The organism is Leptolyngbya sp. 7M, from assembly GCF_018128485.1.
The window spans coordinates 977,552-999,078 of the sequence record NZ_CP070897.1 but is presented as its reverse complement, the minus strand read 5'-3'; the positions used below and the strand labels follow the sequence as shown (position 1 = coordinate 999,078).

Below are 21,527 nucleotides of genomic sequence, written 5' to 3'. Positions count from 1 at the left end.
CTCCTTTTGTTCTTTATAAAGTTACTTTTGTATTGCTCAAGCTTTCCGTGTCAGCAACATTCAAAACGCGAACGTCGCGATCTATTTGTTTAACCAAGCCCGAAAGCACCTTTCCGGGCCCGACCTCGATAAATGTATCGACACCCGCAGCAACAAGTGTCTGAACAGATTGAAGCCACTTAACAGGAGATGATACCTGCCGCGTGAGAGCATCGCAAACCTTCGAGGCACCACTATTGATGGCTGCATCGACGTTGTGAACTATAGGTGCGCTTGGTTCCGCATATTCCAGATTCGAAAGATCATTTGCTAAGTTTTCCTGTGCAGGCATCATCAGCTCACAGTGAAACGGGGCGGACACATTCAAGCGGATCGCACGTTTGGCACCGCGTCCTTTCAGAAGTTCACATGCGCGATCAACTGCATCCAAATTTCCAGCTATAACGATCTGCGATGGCGAATTTATATTAGCGGGGCTGCATACCTCGCCTTGCGCGGCTTCGCTACAAGCTTGCTCTATCGTTTCCAGATCCGCACCAAGGATAGCAGCCATTGCACCGACACCGACCGGCACCGCTTCTTGCATATATTTGCCCCGTTTCCGCACGGTCCTGACCGCATCCGAGAGTGCAATGACGCCCGCTGCAACCAGTGCCGAATACTCACCCAAAGAGTGTCCGGCAACGAACCTTGGTGCAGCAATACCCTCCGACCGCATTGCCCTATAGGCAGCTATGGAAGCCGTTAAGATCGCCGGCTGTGTGTTTTCGGTCAACGCAAGTTCTTCTTCCGTTCCGGAAAAACACATTCTCGAAAGTGCAATACCTAGAGCGTCGTCTGCCTCTTCAAAAACCTGCCGGGCCGCGGGGAAATTATCAAATAGATCCTTTCCCATCCCGACGGCCTGACTTCCCTGTCCGGGAAAAATGTAGGCTATTGTTGATATTGGCCCGCCGATCTCCGACGAATCAAATTCCGACATCGATCAAAATTGGATGCGATACTATCGGACAAACCGACACACCGCATATGACAGTTCTAAAATCTAATGACCGTTCCGCCCCATGTAACGCCGCCACCGAACGCCGTCAGAAGGACAAGGCTGCCTTCCGTGATCTTTCCCGATTCGATACATTCATCAAGTGCGATCGGTATGGAAGCAGACGAGGTATTGCCGTGGTAAGCAATGTTCGAATAAACCTTTTCTTCGGGAATGCCGAGACGCGAGGCAACTGCATCCGTGATCCGCTGGTTAGCTTGGTGCGGGATAACAAGATCCACATCATCAACAGAGAAACCAGCTTTTTCCAGCATTTCCGCTGAGATGTCTGCCATCGAGCGCACGGCAACCTTGAAAAGCTCATTGCCTTTCATCTTGAAAAAGTGCATTCGATTATCTATGGTTTCGTGTGTTGTTCCCAGCTTAGTTCCGCCACCTGGAGCGTAAAGCTGTTCTTCGTAGCGACCATCTGAGCGGATCTTTGTGGCCAATATGCCTTTTCCTGAGTTAACAGGACCGATGACCGCGGCACCTGCTCCATCCCCGAAAATCACGCAGGTGGTCCTGTCTGTATAATCGACGTATTTTGTAAGTACCTCAGCGCCGATAACAAGAGCATATTTGATCTGCTCGGTCCGGATCATTGATTCGACCATCGTGAGGCCGTAAAGAAATCCTGAACACGCCGCGAACACATCCATCCCTGCGGCATTGGTCGCTCCGAGCTGAGCCTGAATCAATGCCCCAGTCGAAGGCATTATCTGATCGGGCGTGGTCGTGGCGCAAACAATGATATCGATGTCTTCGGGCTTCAAACCGGCCCGCTCGAGCGCTTGTTTAGCGGCCGCAGTACCGAACTGCGAAGTATATTCGTTTTCCGCTGCTTTGTGGCGTTGCTTTATGCCTGTGCGGGTTGTGATCCATTCGTCGGACGTTTCAACGATCTTCTCCAGGTCGGCATTTGTCAAAATGCCTTCCGGGTAAGAATGTCCCATCCCTAGAATGCCAGCGTTCTTTTCTGCCATTTGGTGAATTAGAACTTAAAGAGAGTGTAAACTCAAAAGGCTATTCGGCGTCTTTCACCTCGATCACTTGCCGGCCCTTGTAGGTGCCGGTCTCAAGATCGATCCGGTGCGGACGTTTCGCCTCTCCGGTTTCTTTGTCCAAATAGAACTGCGGCATCGGCAGTGCGTCGTGGGCGCGACGCTGACGCGTGCGCGATTTTGAATGTCTTCGTTTTGGATTTGGCATCTTTACCTCATTTATTACCGACGCAGCCCGCCGATAAATACTAAATATCTAATTCTTCAGTTCTTTTAACGCTGACCATCGAGGGTCAGCCTGAACCTCTTCGCAGCCACAACTTTCAACGTTAAGATCGCTGCCGCATTTCTGACAAATGCCCCCGCAATCATCCCTGCATAGGACTCGTTCAGGAATGTCGAGCAGTATTTGCTCCCGCACGACTTCGGCCAGATCGATCGAAGTGCCGTCATAAAGTCCGAGATCAAACGCTTCTTCGGTAACTTCCAGCTCCGCTTCCGATGGAAAATTTTCCTCGGTTACATACTCCGCAGAGAAATCAATTGCAACATTGTGGAGCGCCTGCCCTAAACACCTTGTGCAGGCGAGCAGAACAGAGCCATTAAGAACTCCTGCGATCGAAATGGAATCTACTTTCTCAACGATCTCGATATCAGCCACTAACGGTTTCTCAGGAACGATCCCGATCTGAGCAAATTCTGCTATGACCGGATCCACTTCGAACCGAAACCTTCCTCTTCGACCAGCAAGGCTGTTTAGCTCGACTATCATTTCAAAAAATGCAAATGGACAGCATCGTTGCCCAAACGCAAATTTTTTATTATAGCCTCTCAGGTGACTGTGTCAAACATCATTGTATACGAGAAGAGGGTCCGTATTCATGCTCGATGAACGGAGCCGACGGCATCTTTGAGCGAGCTAAATCCGTGTTTAGCGATCAATCTGCGAAGGCCCGATAAGACATCCGCGGCAAAGCTGGGACCGCCGTAAACAAAACCGGTATAGGCTTGAACAAGCGAGGCTCCCGCTGCGATCTTCGCGAACGCATCCGCCGCTGTAAAGATGCCGCCGACCCCGATAATTGGGAGTTTTCCGCCTGAATTCTTGTATATCGACGAAATCACTCGGTCAGAGCGGTTGAGAAGCGGCTTTCCGCTCAGCCCGCCCGCTCCAAATCGGCCAACCTTGGGTGTTTTGAGCCCGTCCCTTGAAACCGTTGTGTTCGTTGCTATAACCCCGTCGATCCTAAGCGACAAGCATACATCCACGATATCCTTAATAGAGGATTCGTCGAGGTCAGGAGCGATCTTCACAAGCAATGGTTTACTGCCGAGTTGCTCTCTTCTATCCGAAAGGGCCCGAAGGAGCTCTGAAACATTTTCAGCAGACTGAAGATCGCGCAATCCAGGCGTGTTCGGCGAAGAGATGTTTACCGCGACGTAATCAGCAACCTGGTGAACTGCTCCAAATGCTCGAACGTAGTCCTCTACCGCATTCTCATTCGGCACATCACGATTCTTTCCAATGTTGACACCGACAATACATCTCCGCTCGATCTTACCGAGCCTTTCGACAACCGCATCAACACCGTCATTATTAAAGCCTAGCCTATTTATAAGCGCTTTATCCTCGGGGAGCCTGAACAATCTGGGGCGTGGATTTCCCTTCTGAGGCTTATTTGTGACCGTCCCTACCTCTACGAAACCGAATCCAAGCGATGCAAGCTGATCGACAACGACACCGTTCTTATCGAATCCGGCTGCGATCCCAACCGGATTCTTGAATTTTAGCCCGAAGCATTCCATCGAGAGCCCGTCAGATAGATCTTCTAAATCCGCTCTTGAAAATGGTGCCGTTAGACCGGTGCGAAGTGCAGCGATCCCGAGATCGTGTGCCCGCTCAGCATCAAGAGCGAACATCACCGGGCGAACGACTTTTTCCCAAAAAAATGCCATATTCGAAGCGCTAATGTTAGTGTATCTCCCCAGCATTCGAAAACTTCCGAAGCCATTCTTTGATGTTTTGCAGTATGTTTGTTAGGATTTGCATCGAATGGCAGACGAAGCAAAACTGCTGGAGAAATCCCGGATAATGGACAGCGCTCGAATGAAGCGCGCCATTTCTCGACTCGCATCAGAGATCGTCGAGGAGAATCAAGGGTCGAGCGATCTTTATATTGTCGGGATACGCCGCCGCGGGGTCCCGCTCGCCGAAAAAATAGTTGACAAGATAGGTGAACTAGAGGGGCATCCACCGCTTTTCGGTATAATTGATATAACGCTGTATAGAGATGATCTTTCGACCGTCGGTGCAAGCCCGATTGTGAATCGAACAGAACTCGACGCCGATATCGAGGATAAGATCGTAGTTTTGGTTGACGACGTACTTTACACAGGCCGAACGATACGCGCGGCTCTTGACCAGCTAATGGATTTCGGACGGCCAAAAAAGGTACAACTCGCCGTACTGATAGATCGCGGTCGCGAACACCGTGAATTGCCGATCCAGGCCGATTTTGTCGGGAAAACCGTACCAACAAAGAAGTCTGAGATAATTAAAGTGATGCTGAAAGAGTATGACGGCCTTGAAGCCGTCGGAATTTTCGAACGAGATGATTAAGATCCGAAAGCAAGGTTAACTGCCTTGCTTTTTTTGTGCTGATGGAAAAACCTTTTCGCCGAAGTGACCTTCTTGGTATCCGCGATCTTAGTGCGGAAGAGATCCGCGGAATTTTAGACACAGCAGAGAATTTCCGCGAGATAAATGCCCGCGAGATCAAAAAAGTGCCGACGTTACGCGGCAAGACCGTGATCAATCTCTTTTTTGAGAACTCCACCCGAACACGGACCTCATTCGAGCTCGCGGCAAAAAGGCTGTCTGCCGATGCAATAAATATAAGTGTTTCGTCGTCGAGCCTAGCCAAAGGTGAAACGTTGGTTGATACTGCGCTTAACTTGGATGCGATGGATCCGGATTGTATTGTCGTTAGGCACGGTTCTGCGGGTGTGCCGCATCAGCTAGCAAAAGTGAGCCGGGCAGCGATAATCAACGCCGGTGACGGTGCGAACGAACATCCGACGCAAGCATTGCTCGATGCGATGACCATTCGTGAGCATAAAAAAAAGATCGAGGGGCTTGAGGTTGCGATAATCGGAGATATTCTTCACAGCCGCGTCGCACGTTCCAACATTCACTTGCTGACAAAGCTCGGGGCCAACGTACGTGTTGCCGGCCCAGGTACTCTCGTTCCACGCGATTTCGAATATTTGATAGCCCGCGAACCCTGCAAGAAGAAAAAAAATAAAAGTTCAAAGACTGAAGAACGAACATCACTTACGGTTTGCGACCATGTTGAGGACGCGATCGAGAATGCAGACGTAGTAATGATCTTACGCATCCAGCGTGAACGTCAGAATTCAGCCTATTTTCCGACACTGCGCGAATACTCGATCCACTATGGGTTAACAAACGAACGTCTCGACCTAGCGAAAAAAGATGCTATCGTACTACATCCAGGTCCGATGAACCGCGGTATTGAGATCGCTTCAGAGGTTGCCGATAGCTCGCGTTCGTTGATCTTAGATCAGGTCAAATATGGCGTCGCCGTCCGAATGGCGGTGCTTTACCTCGCCACCGGAGGTTCTACACAAGCTTAAGTCATATGAGGTTACTTATCGCAAACGGCCATCTTATAGATCCGGCCGCGAATGAGAATACGGGAATGAACGTTCTTGTTGAAGATGGCAGGGTGTCTGCATGGCTTCGACAGAATGAAACTCCGCCGGAGGGATGTGAAATTTTTGATGCAAGCGGTTTGCTGGTCGCCCCTGGATTTATTGATCTTCACGTGCATTTACGCGAACCAGGCCAGGAACACAAAGAAACGATCGCGTCGGGTTGTGCGGCGGCTGTTGCAGGCGGATGGACAAGCGTATGCCCTATGCCGAACACAAATCCCGTTAACGACAACGCAGCCATAACGCGATACATGATCGAACAGGCCGAACACGCAGGTGTGATGTTCTCCGTTTTTGCTGCCGGCGTGATAGGAATGAGCATCCCAACGCTGCTGCACGCGATCCACGAGGACTCAAAGATCGCCGCCGGCCCGATAACGCTTGCCGCCGCCGATATCTTTACGCTCATCGTTTATTTCAACATCGCAACCGCCCTGCTGAAGTGACTGTAGCTTGTGAGTATTCTGCAACGACAGGTATTCTTTCAGAACAGAAATAACAGCCCTGAGCGTGGACTGCCGCCTGACGCGGTCATAAGAGGAATCGATGTGATCGATGCTTCGCTTCGCTCCTCCCTGATCGCGTCAAATATTCCATATCACTTCCCTTACTTCGCCCGAAGATTAGTGCGGCTTTTTAAGATCCCTGCTTCCGTTCGCAGCTCCCACAGTTCCTTTACCATCTGGAGCTTCTTTTCATCAACCTCACCGTCCTCCGGCCGTACGATCTCGCCTTTCTATCTGCACAGCATTTGCTTGTTGGCTCCGTCTCGCACACCAACACCGCCACCGTCTCCCCATCACGAATCTCTTGATCATGCCCCTCTTGAACCCTGGTCGTATCTCTGGATAATTCCTTCCTTATAAGAGACTTTTCTGTTTTGTTTTGTTAGCCCCTCTCAAATAATTAGTGCATCGTAATTCTGGAAATTAGGATCGTGATTCAAAAACCCAAATCCTTTCGTTCAGCGGATGGCCTATCGAAAAAGCCATTATTTGACGTGTAAGTTTAGGAACAATGTCGGAGCACAATCTATATACTAGAGCATATGAGGATCAACGAAAGGGTCGTCTCGTTAAACGACAAGCCGATAAACGAAAAGGCGCGTTATGTGCTCTATTGGATGCAGATGTTCAAGCGAACATCGAATAATCACGCGCTTGTGTGGGCGATACGAAAGGCAAACGAGTTGAAGCTTCCGCTGGTCGTTTACGAAGGGCTGAAATACTACTACCCATGGGCCAGCGATCGAATTCACACATTCATCCTCGAAGGCGTTGAGGAAAAAAAGAAAGAATTTGAACGGCTTGGCATAAGGTACATCTTCTATCTGCAGAAAGATGAAAGCTCGCCAAAAAATACGGTCGCGGCTTTGGCAAAAGACGCCGCTCTGATCGTTACCGATGATTTTCCATGCTTCATAATTCCCGAACACAATCGACGCATTGCTGTGCGAGCACAGATCGCCATTCACGCTGTAGATTCGAACGGGATCATTCCGATTTCAAAATTTAACAAAGAAGAATACGCCGCATATACGATCCGGCCCAAGATCAACAAGTTATTACCTAATTATCTGAAACCGTTTGCAGAAGAAACGGTTACGATGGACAGCACAAAGATCGAGCTCGACGCGGCTTTCGAGACACTTATAACGTCGAAAAACATTCCGGACCTCGTCGCCGAATGCGACATCGATCATTCCGTAAAGCCTTCACGCCAATACCGGGGCGGCTCGACCGAAGGTCGCAAACGCCTAAAAAAATTTGTCGAGGAGATATTGCATGATTACGAAAACGCAAGAAACAAACCGGATCGCGATGGTTCATCACGGCTTTCAGCATACTTACATTTCGGCTTTTTGTCTCCCCTAGAAATAGCCTTGGCGGTTCAAGATGCCGATGCTCCTCAGGGATCAAAAGACGCGTATCTTGAAGAACTTATCGTCCGTCGCGAGCTTTCATATAATATGACGCGGCACAATCCCAAATATGATTCACTTGAGGCTTTGCCGGCGTGGATTCATAAAACTATGCGAGCCCACGCCGATGACGAACGGCAGTTCATATACTCTCTCGAGCAGTTAGAAGCTGGCGAGACGCATGACGAACTCTGGAATGCGTGCCAACGCGAAATGGTGATGACCGGCGAGATGCACAATTACGTTCGGATGCTTTGGGGGAAGAACGTGATCGCCTGGTCGCGAAGTTATGAAGAAGCCTTTGCGACACTCGTTCATCTAAACAACAAGTATTGCCTTGATGGCCGCAACCCTAATTCCTATGCGGGTATTCTGTGGTGCTTTGGCAAACACGATCGGCCGTGGATGGAACGTCCCGTATTCGGCCAGATACGTTATATGACTAGCGGCAGCACGGGCAAGAAATTTGATTCAAAGAAATATATTCAGTGGACAAAAATGCTTTGACGGCGCGATCGCGTCGAATTCTTCTTCATTGCGAGCGCACCTGGTGATATGGATCACGCACCTTCTTCGCGTATTGATAGCGGAGAAGTAAAACTTCTGCAAAGTTTAATCCAGGAGAATCGTCGCAATGATAAATCATCTTTCTATCGCAGTTAATGATCCCGAACGGGTGGCAAACTTTATCGCCGAGCTTTGGGACGGGTATGTGTATCCCTTCCCTCCGGCGCCTAACTCATTTTTTGTTCTTGCAAACGATGGCAAAGGAACTGCCATCGAGATAACGCCGGCCGGCACAGTGCTCGTCCCCGGCGAAGGACTTCCGGACGAGAATGATCTGAACGCCGTTACCGAAGAACACGAGGCTCAGTTTGTCCGAAGCGAGGTCGTCCCAAGGTATGTAGCAACGCATATCAACATCAACACGGAAAAAGGAATCGATGAGATCCGCAAAATGGCCAAGCGAGAGGGTTGGCGCGTTCTGGTATGCAACCGCGGAGGCGGGCTTTTTCAGCTTGTCGAGGTCTGGATTGAGAATACTTTAATGCTTGAAGTAATGACACCCCAGCAGACCAAGCGATACATTGAGATAACCGATCCGAAGGCTATGGAAGCCGCGTTCGCCGAGGTACTTCAACAGCACTATCCGGCAAGGGATCGTGTTTTACAGAACGATCTGAGCCTTATCGGCTGATGATGGTGTACATCAAAGGCGGGATGTGCTGAGTACAGACTCAGCCATCTCGTCAATAACGCTCAAGTCATCAATTTCAGAAATCGACCCAACTGCCATCCCAGTCGAAAACCTCTGTTGCTCGAAATCTTTTTTTGTAGTCGTAAAAGGATTCGCCCTCGTAAGCATAGCCCTGATAGTAGTATTGACGGTTTGTTTCTATCGAATATTCGATCTCCTTCAACATCGTAAAGATCCCTAGTCCACGATGGGTAATTGCCGGATCGAACATCGCATAAACACCTGAGACCGATCTGCTTCCAACATCAAAATAGCTAACGGCTAAAAGCCGGTCTTCTTCATACACGCAGATCTCCTTTGCAGCACATGGCGAGTTCGCGGGTTCGGAAGAAAGAAAGGTAAAGATCGAATCCGGGGCACCGTATTCAAACCGAGTTTTGTGGAGTTCGAAAAGGTTATTAGCCTCTGGTGTGAGATCTATCGGACCTATCACGACCGAAAGATCACTGTTGCGTCTTAAGTTTCGACGCTGGCCTTTTGAGAATTCGAATCTTGCAAGATCGATCCTTAAAGGTAGGACGTATCTGAGTTCGTTACGAAAGAAGCCAACATTGTACCTGAAAAAGTGCTTTCCGAAATGACGCCAGCCGTTCGCCCATAAAGAATCCATCTGTTCAGGAAGAACACTCTCTGCGTAGAACTCTTCATTGATCAGGCGGAATTCTTTGCTGAGCATTTCCGAACCCCGATGGCGGCCTTACCAATTGACGCTTCCCTCTTTCGACGTATCGATCTGCGCCAGGCCTGACCCATCGTCATAGAAGAAGATCTTCATATTGTCGAACAGAAATTCGTGAGATTCCGGATTCGAAACATCAAGCCCGAAATGATTGATAAGCTGCATCTGCTTTTTCTGCCATTCGCCCCAACAATCTTTGCAGGCCTCGGTCCCGATCTTCTGTCCAAGTTCGGTGGGCACAGGCGCGTAACCCAAAGGTTCGCTTTTTTGTCCACAGCGGACACATTTGAATTTATCTCCAAATATTCCCATTACAATAATGATTATGACAGGCCTCAGATCAAAATTATAGTCGCCTAAATGATCTGAGCTGACGGGTTGATCAGGCCATCCCCAGCATTAGAACTGCAAAGTGTTTGTCCTGCAATAGTTAACGATCCATTTGTTTATTGTTCCCGGATCATTGGGTTTATAGCCAAGTTTTTTTGCTTCTTTGAGGTCCCTGCACGCTCCTTCTTTGTCCTCTTTGCGCTTAAAGCTTTTCGTAAGTCCGCGGAAGTAATGAAGCTCTCCGGGATTTGGCGGATCGTGTTCAAGAGCGGAGTCAAGATCGTTAAGAGCCTGCTCGAATCGCTTCGTCGCGTAAAAGACCATCGCGCGCTTCTTATAAAGCTCGGCATTATTCGAATCCGAAGCGATCGCCTCGGTATAGATCTTTATCGCCTGCTCGCAATCGCCTTTTTCTTTACACAACACCTCGGCACGAGCCATCACATCATCGAGTTTACCTGAGTCATTACTTACCCCATCGTCCGCTACGCCGTTCCCATCGCTAGAACACGACGAGATCAACGCGAACACCAATAAAACAAACAGAAACGCCCTGATCATATAGTTACCTTTTCAAGGATATAGCAATTAAGATTTATGACAAATCCGCGCAACGTACCATACATTCCATCATGGCCGAAAATCACGAATATCCTTAAAAGGCTCATCTTTATCGTTGAAATCCGGGCGATAATAATACGACGAAGATTCGTATTCCTGCATAAAGCCCTCTTCCATGCCTAAGTGTTCGAGCAAAGAAACGGCATCGAACCACTCGCCTTCAGAGATCCGGCGTGAGAGCAAAATATAGCGTGGATCAGTTGCAGCTTTATTTGTGGCGTAGTACTGCGCCATTAGCGATATGGCGGTTTTCGGGCCGAGTTCATCGTGTATCCAGCGAAGGTTTTCTTCAAGCCCGGCAATGTCATTCGGCAATACGAGCAGGCGTATCAATAGCCCGTGTTGCAATAGTCCTTCGTCATCGAATATGAGTCCATCGCCCATTTGGCGCTGCATCTCCTTTACGGCAGCACGAGCGAATTTCGGATAATCACGGACCTTCGAATACTGAAAACCGGCGTCGGCATCAGCATACTTCAGGTCGGGCAAATAGATATCAACTATGCCCTCAAGCAACTTCAATACCTCGACCGAATCGTATGCATTCGTGTTGTAAATGATGGGTAATCGCAATCCGTTCCTAGCTGCAATATATATGGCCCGGGCCATCTGCGGTGCAAAATGTGTCGGCGAGACAAAGCCGATATTGTGGCAGCCACGTTCCTGCAGTTCGAGCATCATTTCGGCAAGGCGTTCGTGTGTTATCTCGTTCTTACGCTGCTCTCTCCACGTTTGCGAGATCTGATAATTCTGGCAATACACACATCGAAGATTGCAATTACCGAAGAAGATATTTCCGGCGCCGCGTGTTCCACTCAGGCAAGGTTCTTCACCGAAATGCGCAGTGTAACTGGAGACTATAGGCAGTCGCCCGGAATAGCACGCGGCGATCTCCTCATTTAGGCGATCGTTGCCGCAGTCTTTCGGGCAAATGTTGCAGGAGCGCAACATCTCTTCCAGAGCTTGGACCCTTTCTTCGAGTCTATTCTCCGCCAAGAGTATTAGATACTTTGCGCCCATTGTATCGTTTCTTTTTACCCTTGGCATCGTATTTTATTGCGATGTCCTGCGGTGAAAGCTTCCTCGCAAGCTCCCAGGTAAAATCCATTTCTTCATTAATGGTAGCGGTGGCCATTCGCGTTTCCTTCAGCATCAGGATGCTGCCGTAAAAGAGAAATATGATACCAACTATTCCAAGCGGTATAGGTATCCATTTGTAAATATCGACCAATCCAGCAACTGCGATACTCACGCTAGTAAGAACGAATAGCATCAGCCCGTAATAGAAAGCCCCAAGTGCGCGCTGGAGTATCCGTGCGCGACTGGTAACAAAATCAAGCAGATCGACCACCACCTCTACCCGTTTGTCATAAAGCGGTATCTCATCTTTGTTCTCAGAATAGATCAGCTCCCCGATTCGCACTTCAAGAGCTCGAACGCGATCGACAACACGGCCCAGCCGAGTTGATGTGGAAAGCACAAGGGAGCCGGTCGCCGAGATGAGAAGCGCGGGCGTGATCATCGCCGTAAGAAACTCGATCGTCGAGCTAAGAGCCTTGGGGTCAACATCGACAATTTCACGTCCAGCGAACATAATTCGAGATTCTACCTTACCAGGGGTACGAAAGATAGAGCGTCAGCTATATCGCATTATCAATGAGGGGTGTGTCTTGCAGTAATGCGATCAACCTCTGCGGACATCCTACCCGTGATCATGTACCACATCATTTTATAGTCAGATATGAACGACCAAAACGGGTACTTGAACGTCGCGGGGCGATTCTTTTCAATGACAAAATGAGCGAACCAGGCGAATGCATAACCGATGACGAGCGATAGCGGAAAGTAATACCAAGTCCCCCGCCATATGAACCAGACAAGGAGAAGCAGACCGAGCGTTGTACCGACGAAATGAAGAAGACGGGTCATCGGCAGCGAGTGTTCCCGAACATAAAAGTCCCAAAAATCTTTGTAAGTTGATATTCGCTCTTTCATTCTCAATTCGCATTCAAAGCCTGGCGAGCGAGCAGGCTTCCATTACTCAACAGACGAGAACGAACGAGCTCCAGTTCGCCCACTTCCCTTCGAGTGAGCATATTCTCACGCTCAAGCTTTGAATACAGCTGCTCAGCTTTTCGATAATGAGCGGTTCCGCCCGATCCGGTCGCCATCTTAACTCGTGGCCTAGAAACCGATCCGGGAAGGCAGTAGCCGGCCTGCTCGGACACGCCACCAAAAGGTCTCTCGGTCGGCCCACAAACACCAATGCCGGATTCTACGTCCCCGAGTGTTACATACAAAGAAGCCAAAAGGTTCGCACTACGCAAGTTGTTCTGTGGCTCACGCTGAGTGATCTCATCAAATATCTGAGCCGCCGCCAACAGCCTTTCACGGCCCTCTTTGACCGCCCCCATTGTAACCAAAAGTTTCCCCGAGACGGTCAAATGAACAGCCCCGCCATAAGTGCTTCGGCTACGACTCCGATGGCTATCACCGGATTCCCATCTTCTACGCACTTCGTCCGAGGCCTGGACCAGCTCAAATGCTTTTGTGCGTTCATTCGAAAGAAAAGCAATTTCTGCCAGCTCGAGATATGCGTCGTATTCCTTTCTCGCGAAGTAGGATGTGGGTTTCTGATCGTTTCGCAATTTGGCTACCACCGCGATCTCAGAAAACATCCTCTCGGCCTCACTAAGCCGCCCCATGTTTTGCAGCACCTGGCCAAACAAAAATCCAGTCATTAGACGAACAACAATGTTATCGTGTTCTTCGGCGTTACCCTCATACGCGCGTTTGCCTGCGGCATATCCTTCTGCGGCTGCTTCATAGGCAGATGCAATATCACCAAGTCGGCTTGCGAAATGATCCGTGATTACAGCATAGCTGCCCGCGATCTTGCGGTCGCGATCGGGAGAATCGGACAATGTAGAAAGAAGCTCGATCCGTTGGCGATAAGCATCGATGGACCTACGGAAATACTCATTAGATGATGTAACATCACCCAGCTCAAGATACCCATTTGCAACATCCGCAAGCGCCATTCCGTAACCACGTGTGGCAGATTCGCTGTTAGGCTCAAGCGTGAAGATCGCCTCGCGAAGCTGTAGGCGCTCCGTCCGATTAGCAAGCGAATCATTCATATTCAGATGGCCAAAGAACTCGTCCTTCTTGAATAGAGCCCTAGCTAATACGTCCTTGTAAGTGTTTTCCTGTGGAGCATCAGCGACCAACCGCCGTGCAATACTTTCAGCCTTTGAGATACTTTCCTCGGCACTCTTGGTATCGATCAATTGATAAGCAAATTCGTGACCAAGTTTGATGTGAGCTTCGGCAAGCTCTTTAAGCAACGCGGGGTCATTTGCCTCCGCGGAAAGGCTGTCGAGAAACCGGGCCGAAAGCCCTGCGAGCCTGGCACGAGCCTCATGACTGACGGCAGTTTCTCCGAGTCCCTCGTCCCAACCGGAGACCAAAAGGTTCGAAAGTTTCCTCACCTCTTCGAATCTTGCTTCGGCTCGATTCCTTTCATCGGTTGCGACCTTGGCTTGCCAAATAGCGACGCCGAAACCTGTTACGATCGCCAATAGGGCAGCCGCGGCGGCGGCAACTTGCGGACGATGCCTACGAGCAAACTTTGCAGCTAGATACCCGATCGATGCCGGCCGAGCCATCACCGGCAGTCCGGAGAGATGTCGATCGATGTCCTCCGACAATTGCTCTGCCGCAAGATATCGATCGTCCGGTTCTTTCCTGAGGGCCATCAAAACAATTTTGTCCAGATCGCCACGAAGACGCCGGATCAATTTATCCGGTCTGTCACCTCGATGCTCTGCAAGAGTGTCAGGAGAAATCTGGCCTCCAGTCGCCCCTTTGCGCAAGTCGGTTATGGGCTTTGCAATAACCGTTGAAGGCGCACGCGGATCCGTCGCCATTACCAGCTTTGAGAACTCGATGATGGGTTTCCCTTCTAGCTGGACCGGCCGTTGACCAGTCATTAACTCGTATAAAACTACTCCTAGACTGTAGATATCAGACGCAGTAGAAACAGTACCGCCCTGAAGTTGTTCGGGTGACGCATATTCCGGTGTTAAGAGCCGCATACCGAGCGCGGTATCGGCTATGGAGACCCCCGAACCCGCAGGGTCAAGCAGTTTTGAGATCCCGAAATCGAGAAGTTTAGGCTCTCCGGAGGAATCGACAATTATGTTTGAGGGCTTTATATCGCGATGAACGACAAGATGACGATGAGCATAGGCAACGGCTGAGCAGATCTTCTGAAAGACTAATAGTCTATTCTCGATTCGAAGTTTATTGCGGTCGCAAAACTCCGTTACTGGCAAACCATCGACAAATTCAAGGACAAAATAGGGACGGCCGTCCTCCGTCGTGCCACCGTCAAGAAGTTTCGCAATGTTCGGGTGGTCCAGTGTTGCAAGGAGATGTCGCTCCAAACGAAACCTTCGCAAGATCTCGTCAGAATCCATACCGCGTTTGATCACCTTGATAGCTACTTTTCGTTTTAGCTCACGATGTTCACCCAGATAGACCAAGCCCATACCTCCCCGGCCTATCTCTTTCAATATCTTGTAGTTCCCTATAGCTTCTATCGAAGGTTCTTCGCGGTCGGCAAACAGATCGGTTTCGCGCGGCAACAGACCCGCATCAAGAAATCGCTCCTGCTTTGCCCTTTCAGATGCTTTTAGCATCGATCGAAGTTCATCGATCACGGCAGGTTCTTCGACACTTAAGCGCTCGAGAGCCAACACCCGGTCTTCCGCAGAGAGTGCGTAGATCTCATCAAATGCCGAATTGAGCCGCTCCCATTGATCTTGTGAGTTGTGCTTTTCTGAATCAGGCATCTCGTGCCTCCGCGAGTTCCTTATACAACCAACTGCGTGCAAAAGTCCAGCCCCTTTCTATCGTTGCGGTAGAACGTCCGAGCGCGTCCGCTATCTCTTCTGTTGTCATTCCACCAAAAAACTTCATTTCGACGATCTCTGCCTTTTCCGCGTCGCGTTGCGAAAGTCGTTCAAGAACTTCATTCAGATCCAAAAGATCGAAGTTTGTGTCATCAAATGCGATCGTCACCTCTTCAATAGAAATGTGATCTTTTTGGCCGCCTCTTTTCTCTGATCTCTTAGCGGCGGCGTGGTTTACTAATATCCGCCGCATCATCTTTGCTGCGAGGCCGTAGAATTGAGCCCGATTCTGCCAATCAACATTCCTCTGATCAACCAGCCGCATATAAGCTTCGTGTACCAGCGCGGTGGGTTGCAGCGTGTGGTTACGGCGCTCATTTGCAAAATATGAACCCGCTATCTGGCGCAACTCGTCATAGACAAGCGGAAGTAGTTCGTCCAGGACTGTACGATCACCGGCTTCATAATCGCGCAACAGTCTGGTTATGTGCCCAGCATCATCAACCATACACTCCACTCATAAAGGGATACACGCACATTCTAGAACATTTTCCCACAAGCCGATAATTATTTTGATGGGATTCTCCAGCGTTTCTGGCGTTAACAGATAGGAGGGTAGAGTGTCACGGATCATCCGTTCGACATTTGAGTAATTATGAACAGAGCTATCTATCTGACAAGCCTGATGTTATTGGTCGCGGCTGTCTCTTTCTCGCAAACGCGCAAAGAAACTGAGGCTGCCCTTATCGGCTATTGGATAAGCAGCGAAGCGGTCGTCGAGATACGTCCGAAAAATCAGATCACGATCAATGGTGATCGTTATGAATGGGCGATCCTTGGCAAGACATTGGTTGTCTCGCAGGGTGATGATTATGCCGATTTCCCATTCGAGTTAAAGGGAGACACGCTCACTGTTTGGGTCGAAGGTCGGAAGGTGGTCTATTCCCGGACAGATAAAGAAGGAGCCGAAGAGGCGATGGCGCAGCTTGCGCGCCGAAGAGGTGGGGGTTCCGGAGGCCGAAATGACGATGGCGGAGAAGGCGGCAGCAATCCACAGGATCTTGTCGGTAAGTGGTGTTACCAGGCAAATGTACAGGCACAGGGCGGCGGCCGTCAGTCCGACATATGTTTCACATTAAAGGCTGATGGTACATACGAATACTACGGCGAGGCCACAACTACGAATCCATACGGCGGTGCGAACTCACAAAGCTGGGATTACGGAAGATGGAGTGCAACGGCTACCACGCTAACTGCGCGCTCAAACAGCGGAAAGACGACCACATATACGCTTGAACGCCGAAATCACCCACGAACCGGCGACCCGATGCTGATAGTCGATGGCGATGCATTTGTTACCTATTACCAAAAGCGCCCCTGGTAACTGTGCACCTTGCCGGAATCAAAGACTTTTTATGAAAATTCGTCCCACGTTTGCAAAATAGGGCTCTTAGCGATCAGGAGACACACAATGAAGTTCAGAAAAATACTTGCCACAGTAACATTACCGACATTTGTTTGGGCCGCCCTAGGTGGCACATGGTTAGAGACTGTGCAGCACGCATCAGGATCGTTACCTAATCGCATTACGGATAAACAGGGCGGCGAGACTATGAACGACCACTCCAATGTGATGGTGTATTTTGAGGAAAACCGCGGCCAGTTTCACAAAAATGTCAGTTATATGGCCCGCGGGACAAATGGCCATACTTTGTATCTGACGCCGACGGATGCGGTTTATGTACTGGAAGAAGTCAGTAGTCAGAATCCAGACGGCATAAAAAACGAAGGCAAAGGCCGAAAATCGCCGATCGACGATCTGATCGCGGAGCGTGAAACGCGGGCGCCGCGGCGGGCGGTGGCTGTGTATATGAGTCTGGTTGGCGGGAATGAGTTTGCGGCATCAGAGGGCAGTCGGCAGCTTGAGCATCGGACGAATTATTTTAAGGGCCGTCAGGAAAACTGGCGGACGGAGGTACCGAACTATGCCGAGGTGCGATTCGACGGAGTATATTCCGGCGTTGACATCTTTTGGCGGGGAAATGCGGCGGGCGATGCCGTAGCGGGCTTGTCCGTCGAGCCTTTCGCTGATGTTTCACAGGTCAAACCGGATGAAAAGAAGCGCAACTTGCTTTTCTTTATCGCTGACCGCGGATCTGATGGAAAATACCGCATAAGTTTTGGTAAGTACAACACCTTTGAAGAAGATAACGTGATGGACGGAGACATAAAGACCTTAGATGAAGGCGTTTATCACGAGCTTTTGCTCGATATTTTTGATATCGACGGCGATGGTGTTAGCGAGATATTTACGTACGTTCAGGGTTTTGAAGGCGCGGCTTTCAATGTCTATATGCGTTCGGATGGTAAATGGGGCAACGTGTTTGAAGGCTCCAACTATCATTGCGGTTTTTAGGTTTTCCCAGATCGTATTGCGACGGCGACAATGGTTGCCGTTGCTTTTTTGTGTGATGAAGATCGTATTCATGGGTACGCCAGAGGCTGCAGCGACTAGTCTTTCACGGCTGCTTGCAGATGGTCACGAGGTGGTAGGGGCTTACACTCAGCCTGATAGGCCGTCCGGACGCGGAAAGAAGCTGATACATTCACCTGTCAAACAGTTAGCTGTCGAGGCCGGGATCCCTCTCTTTCAGCCCGTTAAACTCAAGACGGAAGAAGCACTGTCAGATTTTAAGTCTCTTGAAGCGGAGGTCGCAGTCGTTGTCGCATACGGACGAATTCTTCCGGCGGGTTTCTTGAATGCATTTCCGTATGGTGCGATAAACTTACACTTTTCATTGTTACCGAAATATCGCGGTGCCGCACCGGTGAACTGGGCCATCGTGAATGGCGAGACGAGAACCGGTGTTACAACGATGAAAATGGATGCTGGTTTAGATACGGGTGATATCCTGATGCAGCGGGAAACACATATAGGACACGATGAAACTTCTATCGAGCTAATGTTACGTTTATCCGAGCTTGGAGCGGATCTGCTTTCCGAAACATTGGATTCTATCGATGTTATAGAGCCGCGTAAGCAGGATGATTCTGCAGCTACCTACGCACCCATTCTTCACAAAGAAGATGGTCGCATAGACTGGGAGATGAATGCGGATGAAGTGGCAAGAAGGATCAGAGGTTTCCAGCCGTTTCCGACAGCATTCACCTATTTCAACGAAAAAAAGCTGACCATCTGGAAAGCGCATGAAGGCAGTTCTCTGGAGGATACAGAGCAGAAGGAGCCAGGAACCATTGTGGCAGTCAAAGGAGGCGAGATAGCTGTCCAATGTCGAGACTCGATCCTATACATTGACGAGCTTCAGATAGAAGGGAAAAGAAGAATGGCAGCACGCGAATTTCTGAACGGACACAATATCAAAATGGGCCTTATACTCGGCTGAACTGGATTTACTCGGATAAAAGCCATTCGGTGGCAACAGATTCGTCCTCGAAGATCTTGATCCGAAGTCCGCGATTCTCGGCAACAAGCGTTCCAAACTCATTCAGGCTCTTGTGCTCAGGAAAAAGGTCAACAAACGCAACCTTTATGTTGCGGACAGGTAGGTCGGCCATTTCTGAGACAAGCTGATGTACTTCGGCTATGGAGATCGCTTCGGGTACATTCTCAATAACCAGCAGACGCTTGAAGTTACCTTCGATAGCTGCCCTTGCTATATCCTGCCAATATCGTTTTGCGATATCAAAATTGGCTGTTTCGCCTTCTATAAGAGCACGGAGTATTTCCTCGCGTTCTGTGAACGATACTGAATATATGGGGGTTATGATGTCGTTAGTCACTTTGACGTAAGGCAAATCGTCCATCCCATATTAAGTTAAAAAGAGAAGATTACCTAATTTGGTTAGGTTAAAGACATCACCACAATATCAAAGTGAGTTCTAAGCATTGGCGAGAAAGCTCTATAATAAGGAAAGCAAAACCTATTCAACAAATGTACGAAATAACGACATTCTACAAGTTTCTTGATCTTTCCGGTTCGGATCTGCAAGCCTTAAAAGCCAATATTTTGGATCAAATGGTAGTTTTATCGATCCGCGGAACGATCATACTTGCCCCAGAAGGTATCAACGCGACCGTTGCCTCCTCGCCCGAGCAGATGAGGGCATTCATCAAGTCTTTGGATGCAATTCTTGGCATCAAACTGGAAGCTCGATCGACCTTTTCTAAGGTCCTGCCATTCAAAGCTGCGAAAGTTAAGGTACGCCAAGAGATCGTTACGTTCGGCCACAATGTTGACTTTTCTGCGGCCTCCGGAACGCATATAAGCCCGGAGGAGTGGAACGATATTATCAAGAAAGACGGTGTGGTGCTGATCGATACGCGAAACGATTACGAATTTAAGATCGGAACTTTTGAGGGAGCTGTTAATCCCGCAACCGAACGATTCAGCGATCTTCCTAAGTTTGTCGAGAAGAATCTTGATCCGGATCGCCACAAGAACGTCGCCATGTTTTGTACGGGAGGAGTAAGATGCGAAAAGTTTGCTCCATATCTGATCGCGAAGGGGTTTGAAAATGTTTATCAGCTAGAGGGTGGCATCCTGAACTACCTTGCATCGGTCCCGAAAGAAGAGCAGCTGTGGCAAGGCGAGTGTTTTGTGTTTGACGAGCGGATATCTGTGGACGCTGATCTGCAACCCGGGTCCTCTACGGATCATTCTTTCTACAAAGGAAAATCTAAGGTTTCTGACGAAAAACCAAACGGAGGTCAATGACGATCTCACCAGCCAGAAAGGCGGCATTTGACATACTTCTGCGGATCGAAGTGAACGGAGAGCTTTCGTCAATGCTCCTTCCGGAATTTGAAGCTTCTCTCGAAGCTCGTGATCGATTTCTATGCCACGAAATAGTTTTAGGGGTATTACGACGTCAGCTTTTGTTTGATCATGCTATTGATAAATTCTCTGGCGGAAAACGTCTCGATCCCGAAGTTCGAATTGCCTGCCGGATCGGACTTTATCAATCACAGCACCTAGACCGCGTTCCGCTGCACGCGATCGTGAATGATTCGGTGGAACTTGTGCGGCGAGCAAGGAGATCATCAGCTACAGGATTTGTGAATGCCTTTCTTCGAAGACATTCTAAGATACCTCTATCGGTCGATGTTGCAGACGAGCTTCTTCGAATATCTGTAGAAACATCGCACCCTCCTTGGCTTATTGAACGCTGGTCAGATCAGTTTGGCCGGGATGAAGCGATGAAACTCGCTAATGCAAACAATGAAAAGCCGTCCATGACATTCCGGCTAACCCATAATGCCGATGAAGGTATCCTCGCTGGTATAACAGGCATCCGTCGTTCAGAAATAGTCCCAGATTGTTTCATTACAGAGGATATAGGCAAGCTGAAACTCTTAATAGATTCCGGCAGCATCTATTTGCAGGATGAAGGCTCTCAATTGGTCGGATCATGTATTCGGCATCAGGACGCAGCTCGCATCTTGGATCTTTGTGCGGCACCAGGTGGGAAAACCGGTCAGATAGCGGCTTCAGGTTATGAAGCGTTCATTATCGCATGCGACGTCTCGCCTCGTCGTATTGAGACGATGAGGCGAGTGCTTGAAAAACAGGGGCTCGAGCACATTCCCATTGTGCAACTGGATGCAGAGAGAGCATTGTCATTTCCTGAAAGCTCTTTCGATGTCGTTTTTATTGATGCTCCGTGTACAGGAACAGGAACAATTAGGCACAATCCGGAACTTAGGTATCGGATCACAGAAGACGAGATCAGAACGAAACATGATCAGCAACTAAGAATGCTGACTGTGGCATCGAATTATGTCAGGAAAGGTGGGGCTATCTACTATTCAACTTGCTCTCTTGAACGTGATGAAAATGAAAACGTAATAAAGGAGTTTCAACGTTCGAACTCTGGATTTAAGATTGACGACATTGCGTTGCCGGAAAGGTTTAGGACCATTGAGGGATTTGCTCGTACGTTCCCACACCGTGATGGAACGGACGGTTTTTTCGTGGCGAAATTATTGCGGAGATAAATTTT

Annotated in this window: 25 protein-coding genes; 11 read left to right on the top strand and 14 right to left on the bottom strand. The window is 49.2% G+C overall.

Features of this window, described 5'->3' with window-relative positions; genetic code table 11:
- Window positions 1-13: 13 nt before the first annotated feature.
- From fabD to JVX88_RS04760, 5 genes are all read right to left on the bottom strand, one after another.
- A complete protein-coding gene (gene fabD / locus JVX88_RS04780; protein WP_211626191.1) occupies window positions 14-982 on the bottom strand; it encodes an ACP S-malonyltransferase in 969 nt (322 codons plus the stop codon).
- Window positions 983-1,038: 56 nt separating this feature from the next.
- Window positions 1,039-2,025 (bottom strand): beta-ketoacyl-ACP synthase III, encoded by a 987-nt coding sequence (locus JVX88_RS04775; RefSeq protein WP_211626190.1) that lies wholly within the window; start codon window positions 2,023-2,025, stop codon window positions 1,039-1,041.
- 40 nt (window positions 2,026-2,065) lie between these two features.
- Window positions 2,066-2,251 carry a 50S ribosomal protein L32 gene (gene rpmF / locus JVX88_RS04770; RefSeq protein WP_211626189.1) on the bottom strand — a complete coding sequence of 62 codons (186 nt, stop codon included), beginning with the start codon at window positions 2,249-2,251 and terminating at the stop codon, window positions 2,066-2,068.
- Between the two features lie 48 nt (window positions 2,252-2,299).
- Complete coding sequence (locus JVX88_RS04765) at window positions 2,300-2,761, bottom strand: YceD family protein (protein WP_211626188.1); 462 nt, start codon at window positions 2,759-2,761, stop codon at window positions 2,300-2,302.
- A gap of 161 nt (window positions 2,762-2,922) precedes the next feature.
- On the bottom strand, window positions 2,923-3,999 hold the full coding sequence (locus tag JVX88_RS04760) for a quinone-dependent dihydroorotate dehydrogenase (protein ID WP_211626187.1): 1,077 nt from the start codon (window positions 3,997-3,999) through the stop codon (window positions 2,923-2,925).
- A gap of 97 nt (window positions 4,000-4,096) precedes the next feature.
- On the opposite strand from JVX88_RS04760, the gene pyrR reads away from it, so the two are divergent.
- The 6 genes from pyrR to JVX88_RS04730 all read left to right on the top strand — a co-directional run bounded on the left by pyrR (window position 4,097) and on the right by JVX88_RS04730 (window position 8,900).
- A complete protein-coding gene (gene pyrR / locus JVX88_RS04755; protein WP_263975470.1) occupies window positions 4,097-4,663 on the top strand; it encodes a bifunctional pyr operon transcriptional regulator/uracil phosphoribosyltransferase PyrR in 567 nt (188 codons plus the stop codon).
- A 41-nt stretch (window positions 4,664-4,704) separates the two neighbouring features.
- Window positions 4,705-5,700 (top strand): aspartate carbamoyltransferase catalytic subunit, encoded by a 996-nt coding sequence (locus JVX88_RS04750; protein ID WP_211626186.1) that lies wholly within the window; start codon window positions 4,705-4,707, stop codon window positions 5,698-5,700.
- 5 nt (window positions 5,701-5,705) lie between these two features.
- Window positions 5,706-6,227, top strand: coding sequence for an amidohydrolase family protein (locus tag JVX88_RS04745; RefSeq protein WP_211626185.1), 522 nt, complete (start codon window positions 5,706-5,708; stop codon window positions 6,225-6,227).
- A 9-nt stretch (window positions 6,228-6,236) separates the two neighbouring features.
- Window positions 6,237-6,647: a hypothetical protein gene (locus tag JVX88_RS04740; RefSeq protein WP_211626184.1), complete on the top strand. Its 411-nt coding sequence runs from the start codon at window positions 6,237-6,239 to the stop codon at window positions 6,645-6,647.
- 182 nt (window positions 6,648-6,829) lie between these two features.
- Window positions 6,830-8,209, top strand: coding sequence for a deoxyribodipyrimidine photo-lyase (locus JVX88_RS04735; protein ID WP_211626183.1), 1,380 nt, complete (start codon window positions 6,830-6,832; stop codon window positions 8,207-8,209).
- Window positions 8,210-8,336: 127 nt separating this feature from the next.
- Window positions 8,337-8,900 (top strand): hypothetical protein, encoded by a 564-nt coding sequence (locus JVX88_RS04730; RefSeq protein WP_211626182.1) that lies wholly within the window; start codon window positions 8,337-8,339, stop codon window positions 8,898-8,900.
- 76 nt (window positions 8,901-8,976) lie between these two features.
- Here the strand turns inward: JVX88_RS04730 and JVX88_RS04725 are convergent, their stop codons facing one another.
- The 8 genes from JVX88_RS04725 to JVX88_RS04690 form a co-directional block, all read right to left on the bottom strand.
- Window positions 8,977-9,636 (bottom strand): hypothetical protein, encoded by a 660-nt coding sequence (locus JVX88_RS04725; protein ID WP_211626181.1) that lies wholly within the window; start codon window positions 9,634-9,636, stop codon window positions 8,977-8,979.
- A gap of 21 nt (window positions 9,637-9,657) precedes the next feature.
- Window positions 9,658-9,951 carry a Fe(2+)-trafficking protein gene (locus tag JVX88_RS04720; RefSeq protein ID WP_211626180.1) on the bottom strand — a complete coding sequence of 98 codons (294 nt, stop codon included), beginning with the start codon at window positions 9,949-9,951 and terminating at the stop codon, window positions 9,658-9,660.
- 87 nt (window positions 9,952-10,038) lie between these two features.
- Window positions 10,039-10,530, bottom strand: a complete 492-nt coding sequence (locus JVX88_RS04715) for a tetratricopeptide repeat protein (protein ID WP_211626179.1) — start codon at window positions 10,528-10,530, stop codon at window positions 10,039-10,041.
- A gap of 69 nt (window positions 10,531-10,599) precedes the next feature.
- Window positions 10,600-11,637, bottom strand: a complete 1,038-nt coding sequence (locus JVX88_RS04710; protein WP_211626178.1) for a radical SAM protein — start codon at window positions 11,635-11,637, stop codon at window positions 10,600-10,602.
- The gene (locus JVX88_RS04705) at window positions 11,573-12,184 is read right to left on the bottom strand and encodes a DUF2721 domain-containing protein (RefSeq protein ID WP_211626177.1); all 612 of its coding nucleotides are present in this window, start codon (window positions 12,182-12,184) and stop codon (window positions 11,573-11,575) included. Before JVX88_RS04705 ends, JVX88_RS04710 begins: the two co-directional genes overlap by 65 nt.
- A 59-nt stretch (window positions 12,185-12,243) precedes the next feature.
- Entirely contained in the window at window positions 12,244-12,585 is a 342-nt protein-coding gene (locus JVX88_RS04700; RefSeq protein ID WP_211626176.1) for a DUF962 domain-containing protein, read from the bottom strand.
- Window positions 12,586-12,587: 2 nt separating this feature from the next.
- Window positions 12,588-15,446 carry a serine/threonine protein kinase gene (locus JVX88_RS04695; protein ID WP_211626175.1) on the bottom strand — a complete coding sequence of 953 codons (2,859 nt, stop codon included), beginning with the start codon at window positions 15,444-15,446 and terminating at the stop codon, window positions 12,588-12,590.
- Window positions 15,439-16,014 carry a sigma-70 family RNA polymerase sigma factor gene (locus tag JVX88_RS04690; protein WP_211626174.1) on the bottom strand — a complete coding sequence of 192 codons (576 nt, stop codon included), beginning with the start codon at window positions 16,012-16,014 and terminating at the stop codon, window positions 15,439-15,441. Before JVX88_RS04690 ends, JVX88_RS04695 begins: the two co-directional genes overlap by 8 nt.
- Before the next feature lie 147 nt (window positions 16,015-16,161).
- Between JVX88_RS04690 and JVX88_RS04685 the strand changes: the two genes are divergently transcribed.
- From JVX88_RS04685 to fmt, 3 genes are all read left to right on the top strand, one after another.
- Complete coding sequence (locus JVX88_RS04685; protein ID WP_211626173.1) at window positions 16,162-16,890, top strand: hypothetical protein; 729 nt, start codon at window positions 16,162-16,164, stop codon at window positions 16,888-16,890.
- A gap of 87 nt (window positions 16,891-16,977) precedes the next feature.
- On the top strand, window positions 16,978-17,922 hold the full coding sequence (locus JVX88_RS04680; RefSeq protein ID WP_211626172.1) for a hypothetical protein: 945 nt from the start codon (window positions 16,978-16,980) through the stop codon (window positions 17,920-17,922).
- Window positions 17,923-17,977: 55 nt separating this feature from the next.
- Window positions 17,978-18,910: a methionyl-tRNA formyltransferase gene (gene fmt, locus JVX88_RS04675; RefSeq protein WP_211626171.1), complete on the top strand. Its 933-nt coding sequence runs from the start codon at window positions 17,978-17,980 to the stop codon at window positions 18,908-18,910.
- 7 nt (window positions 18,911-18,917) lie between these two features.
- Here the strand turns inward: fmt and JVX88_RS04670 are convergent, their stop codons facing one another.
- The gene (locus JVX88_RS04670; RefSeq protein ID WP_211626170.1) at window positions 18,918-19,331 is read right to left on the bottom strand and encodes a hypothetical protein; all 414 of its coding nucleotides are present in this window, start codon (window positions 19,329-19,331) and stop codon (window positions 18,918-18,920) included.
- A 128-nt stretch (window positions 19,332-19,459) separates the two neighbouring features.
- Here JVX88_RS04670 and JVX88_RS04665 point away from each other — a divergent pair, with 128 nt between their 5' ends.
- Complete coding sequence (locus tag JVX88_RS04665) at window positions 19,460-20,242, top strand: rhodanese-related sulfurtransferase (RefSeq protein WP_211626169.1); 783 nt, start codon at window positions 19,460-19,462, stop codon at window positions 20,240-20,242.
- The gene (rsmB, locus tag JVX88_RS04660; RefSeq protein WP_211626168.1) at window positions 20,239-21,522 is read left to right on the top strand and encodes a 16S rRNA (cytosine(967)-C(5))-methyltransferase RsmB; all 1,284 of its coding nucleotides are present in this window, start codon (window positions 20,239-20,241) and stop codon (window positions 21,520-21,522) included. The genes JVX88_RS04665 and rsmB overlap by 4 nt, the downstream gene beginning before the upstream one ends.
- Window positions 21,523-21,527 lie beyond the last annotated feature (5 nt).

Coding starts and splice junctions, on each gene's coding strand:
- fabD (WP_211626191.1), bottom strand. CDS start 982: ATGTCGGAATTTGATTCGTCGGAGATCGGCGGGCCAATATCAACAATA.
- JVX88_RS04775 (WP_211626190.1), bottom strand. CDS start 2,025: ATGGCAGAAAAGAACGCTGGCATTCTAGGGATGGGACATTCTTACCCG.
- rpmF (WP_211626189.1), bottom strand. CDS start 2,251: ATGCCAAATCCAAAACGAAGACATTCAAAATCGCGCACGCGTCAGCGT.
- JVX88_RS04760 (WP_211626187.1), bottom strand. CDS start 3,999: ATGGCATTTTTTTGGGAAAAAGTCGTTCGCCCGGTGATGTTCGCTCTT.
- pyrR (WP_263975470.1), top strand. CDS start 4,097: ATGGCAGACGAAGCAAAACTGCTGGAGAAATCCCGGATAATGGACAGC.
- JVX88_RS04750 (WP_211626186.1), top strand. CDS start 4,705: ATGGAAAAACCTTTTCGCCGAAGTGACCTTCTTGGTATCCGCGATCTT.
- JVX88_RS04745 (WP_211626185.1), top strand. CDS start 5,706: ATGAGGTTACTTATCGCAAACGGCCATCTTATAGATCCGGCCGCGAAT.
- JVX88_RS04735 (WP_211626183.1), top strand. CDS start 6,830: ATGAGGATCAACGAAAGGGTCGTCTCGTTAAACGACAAGCCGATAAAC.
- JVX88_RS04730 (WP_211626182.1), top strand. CDS start 8,337: ATGATAAATCATCTTTCTATCGCAGTTAATGATCCCGAACGGGTGGCA.
- JVX88_RS04725 (WP_211626181.1), bottom strand. CDS start 9,636: ATGCTCAGCAAAGAATTCCGCCTGATCAATGAAGAGTTCTACGCAGAG.
- JVX88_RS04720 (WP_211626180.1), bottom strand. CDS start 9,951: ATGGGAATATTTGGAGATAAATTCAAATGTGTCCGCTGTGGACAAAAA.
- JVX88_RS04715 (WP_211626179.1), bottom strand. CDS start 10,530: ATGATCAGGGCGTTTCTGTTTGTTTTATTGGTGTTCGCGTTGATCTCG.
- JVX88_RS04710 (WP_211626178.1), bottom strand. CDS start 11,637: ATGCCAAGGGTAAAAAGAAACGATACAATGGGCGCAAAGTATCTAATA.
- JVX88_RS04705 (WP_211626177.1), bottom strand. CDS start 12,184: ATGTTCGCTGGACGTGAAATTGTCGATGTTGACCCCAAGGCTCTTAGC.
- JVX88_RS04700 (WP_211626176.1), bottom strand. CDS start 12,585: ATGAAAGAGCGAATATCAACTTACAAAGATTTTTGGGACTTTTATGTT.
- JVX88_RS04695 (WP_211626175.1), bottom strand. CDS start 15,446: ATGCCTGATTCAGAAAAGCACAACTCACAAGATCAATGGGAGCGGCTC.
- JVX88_RS04690 (WP_211626174.1), bottom strand. CDS start 16,014: ATGGTTGATGATGCTGGGCACATAACCAGACTGTTGCGCGATTATGAA.
- JVX88_RS04685 (WP_211626173.1), top strand. CDS start 16,162: ATGAACAGAGCTATCTATCTGACAAGCCTGATGTTATTGGTCGCGGCT.
- JVX88_RS04680 (WP_211626172.1), top strand. CDS start 16,978: ATGAAGTTCAGAAAAATACTTGCCACAGTAACATTACCGACATTTGTT.
- fmt (WP_211626171.1), top strand. CDS start 17,978: ATGAAGATCGTATTCATGGGTACGCCAGAGGCTGCAGCGACTAGTCTT.
- JVX88_RS04670 (WP_211626170.1), bottom strand. CDS start 19,331: ATGGACGATTTGCCTTACGTCAAAGTGACTAACGACATCATAACCCCC.
- JVX88_RS04665 (WP_211626169.1), top strand. CDS start 19,460: ATGTACGAAATAACGACATTCTACAAGTTTCTTGATCTTTCCGGTTCG.
- rsmB (WP_211626168.1), top strand. CDS start 20,239: ATGACGATCTCACCAGCCAGAAAGGCGGCATTTGACATACTTCTGCGG.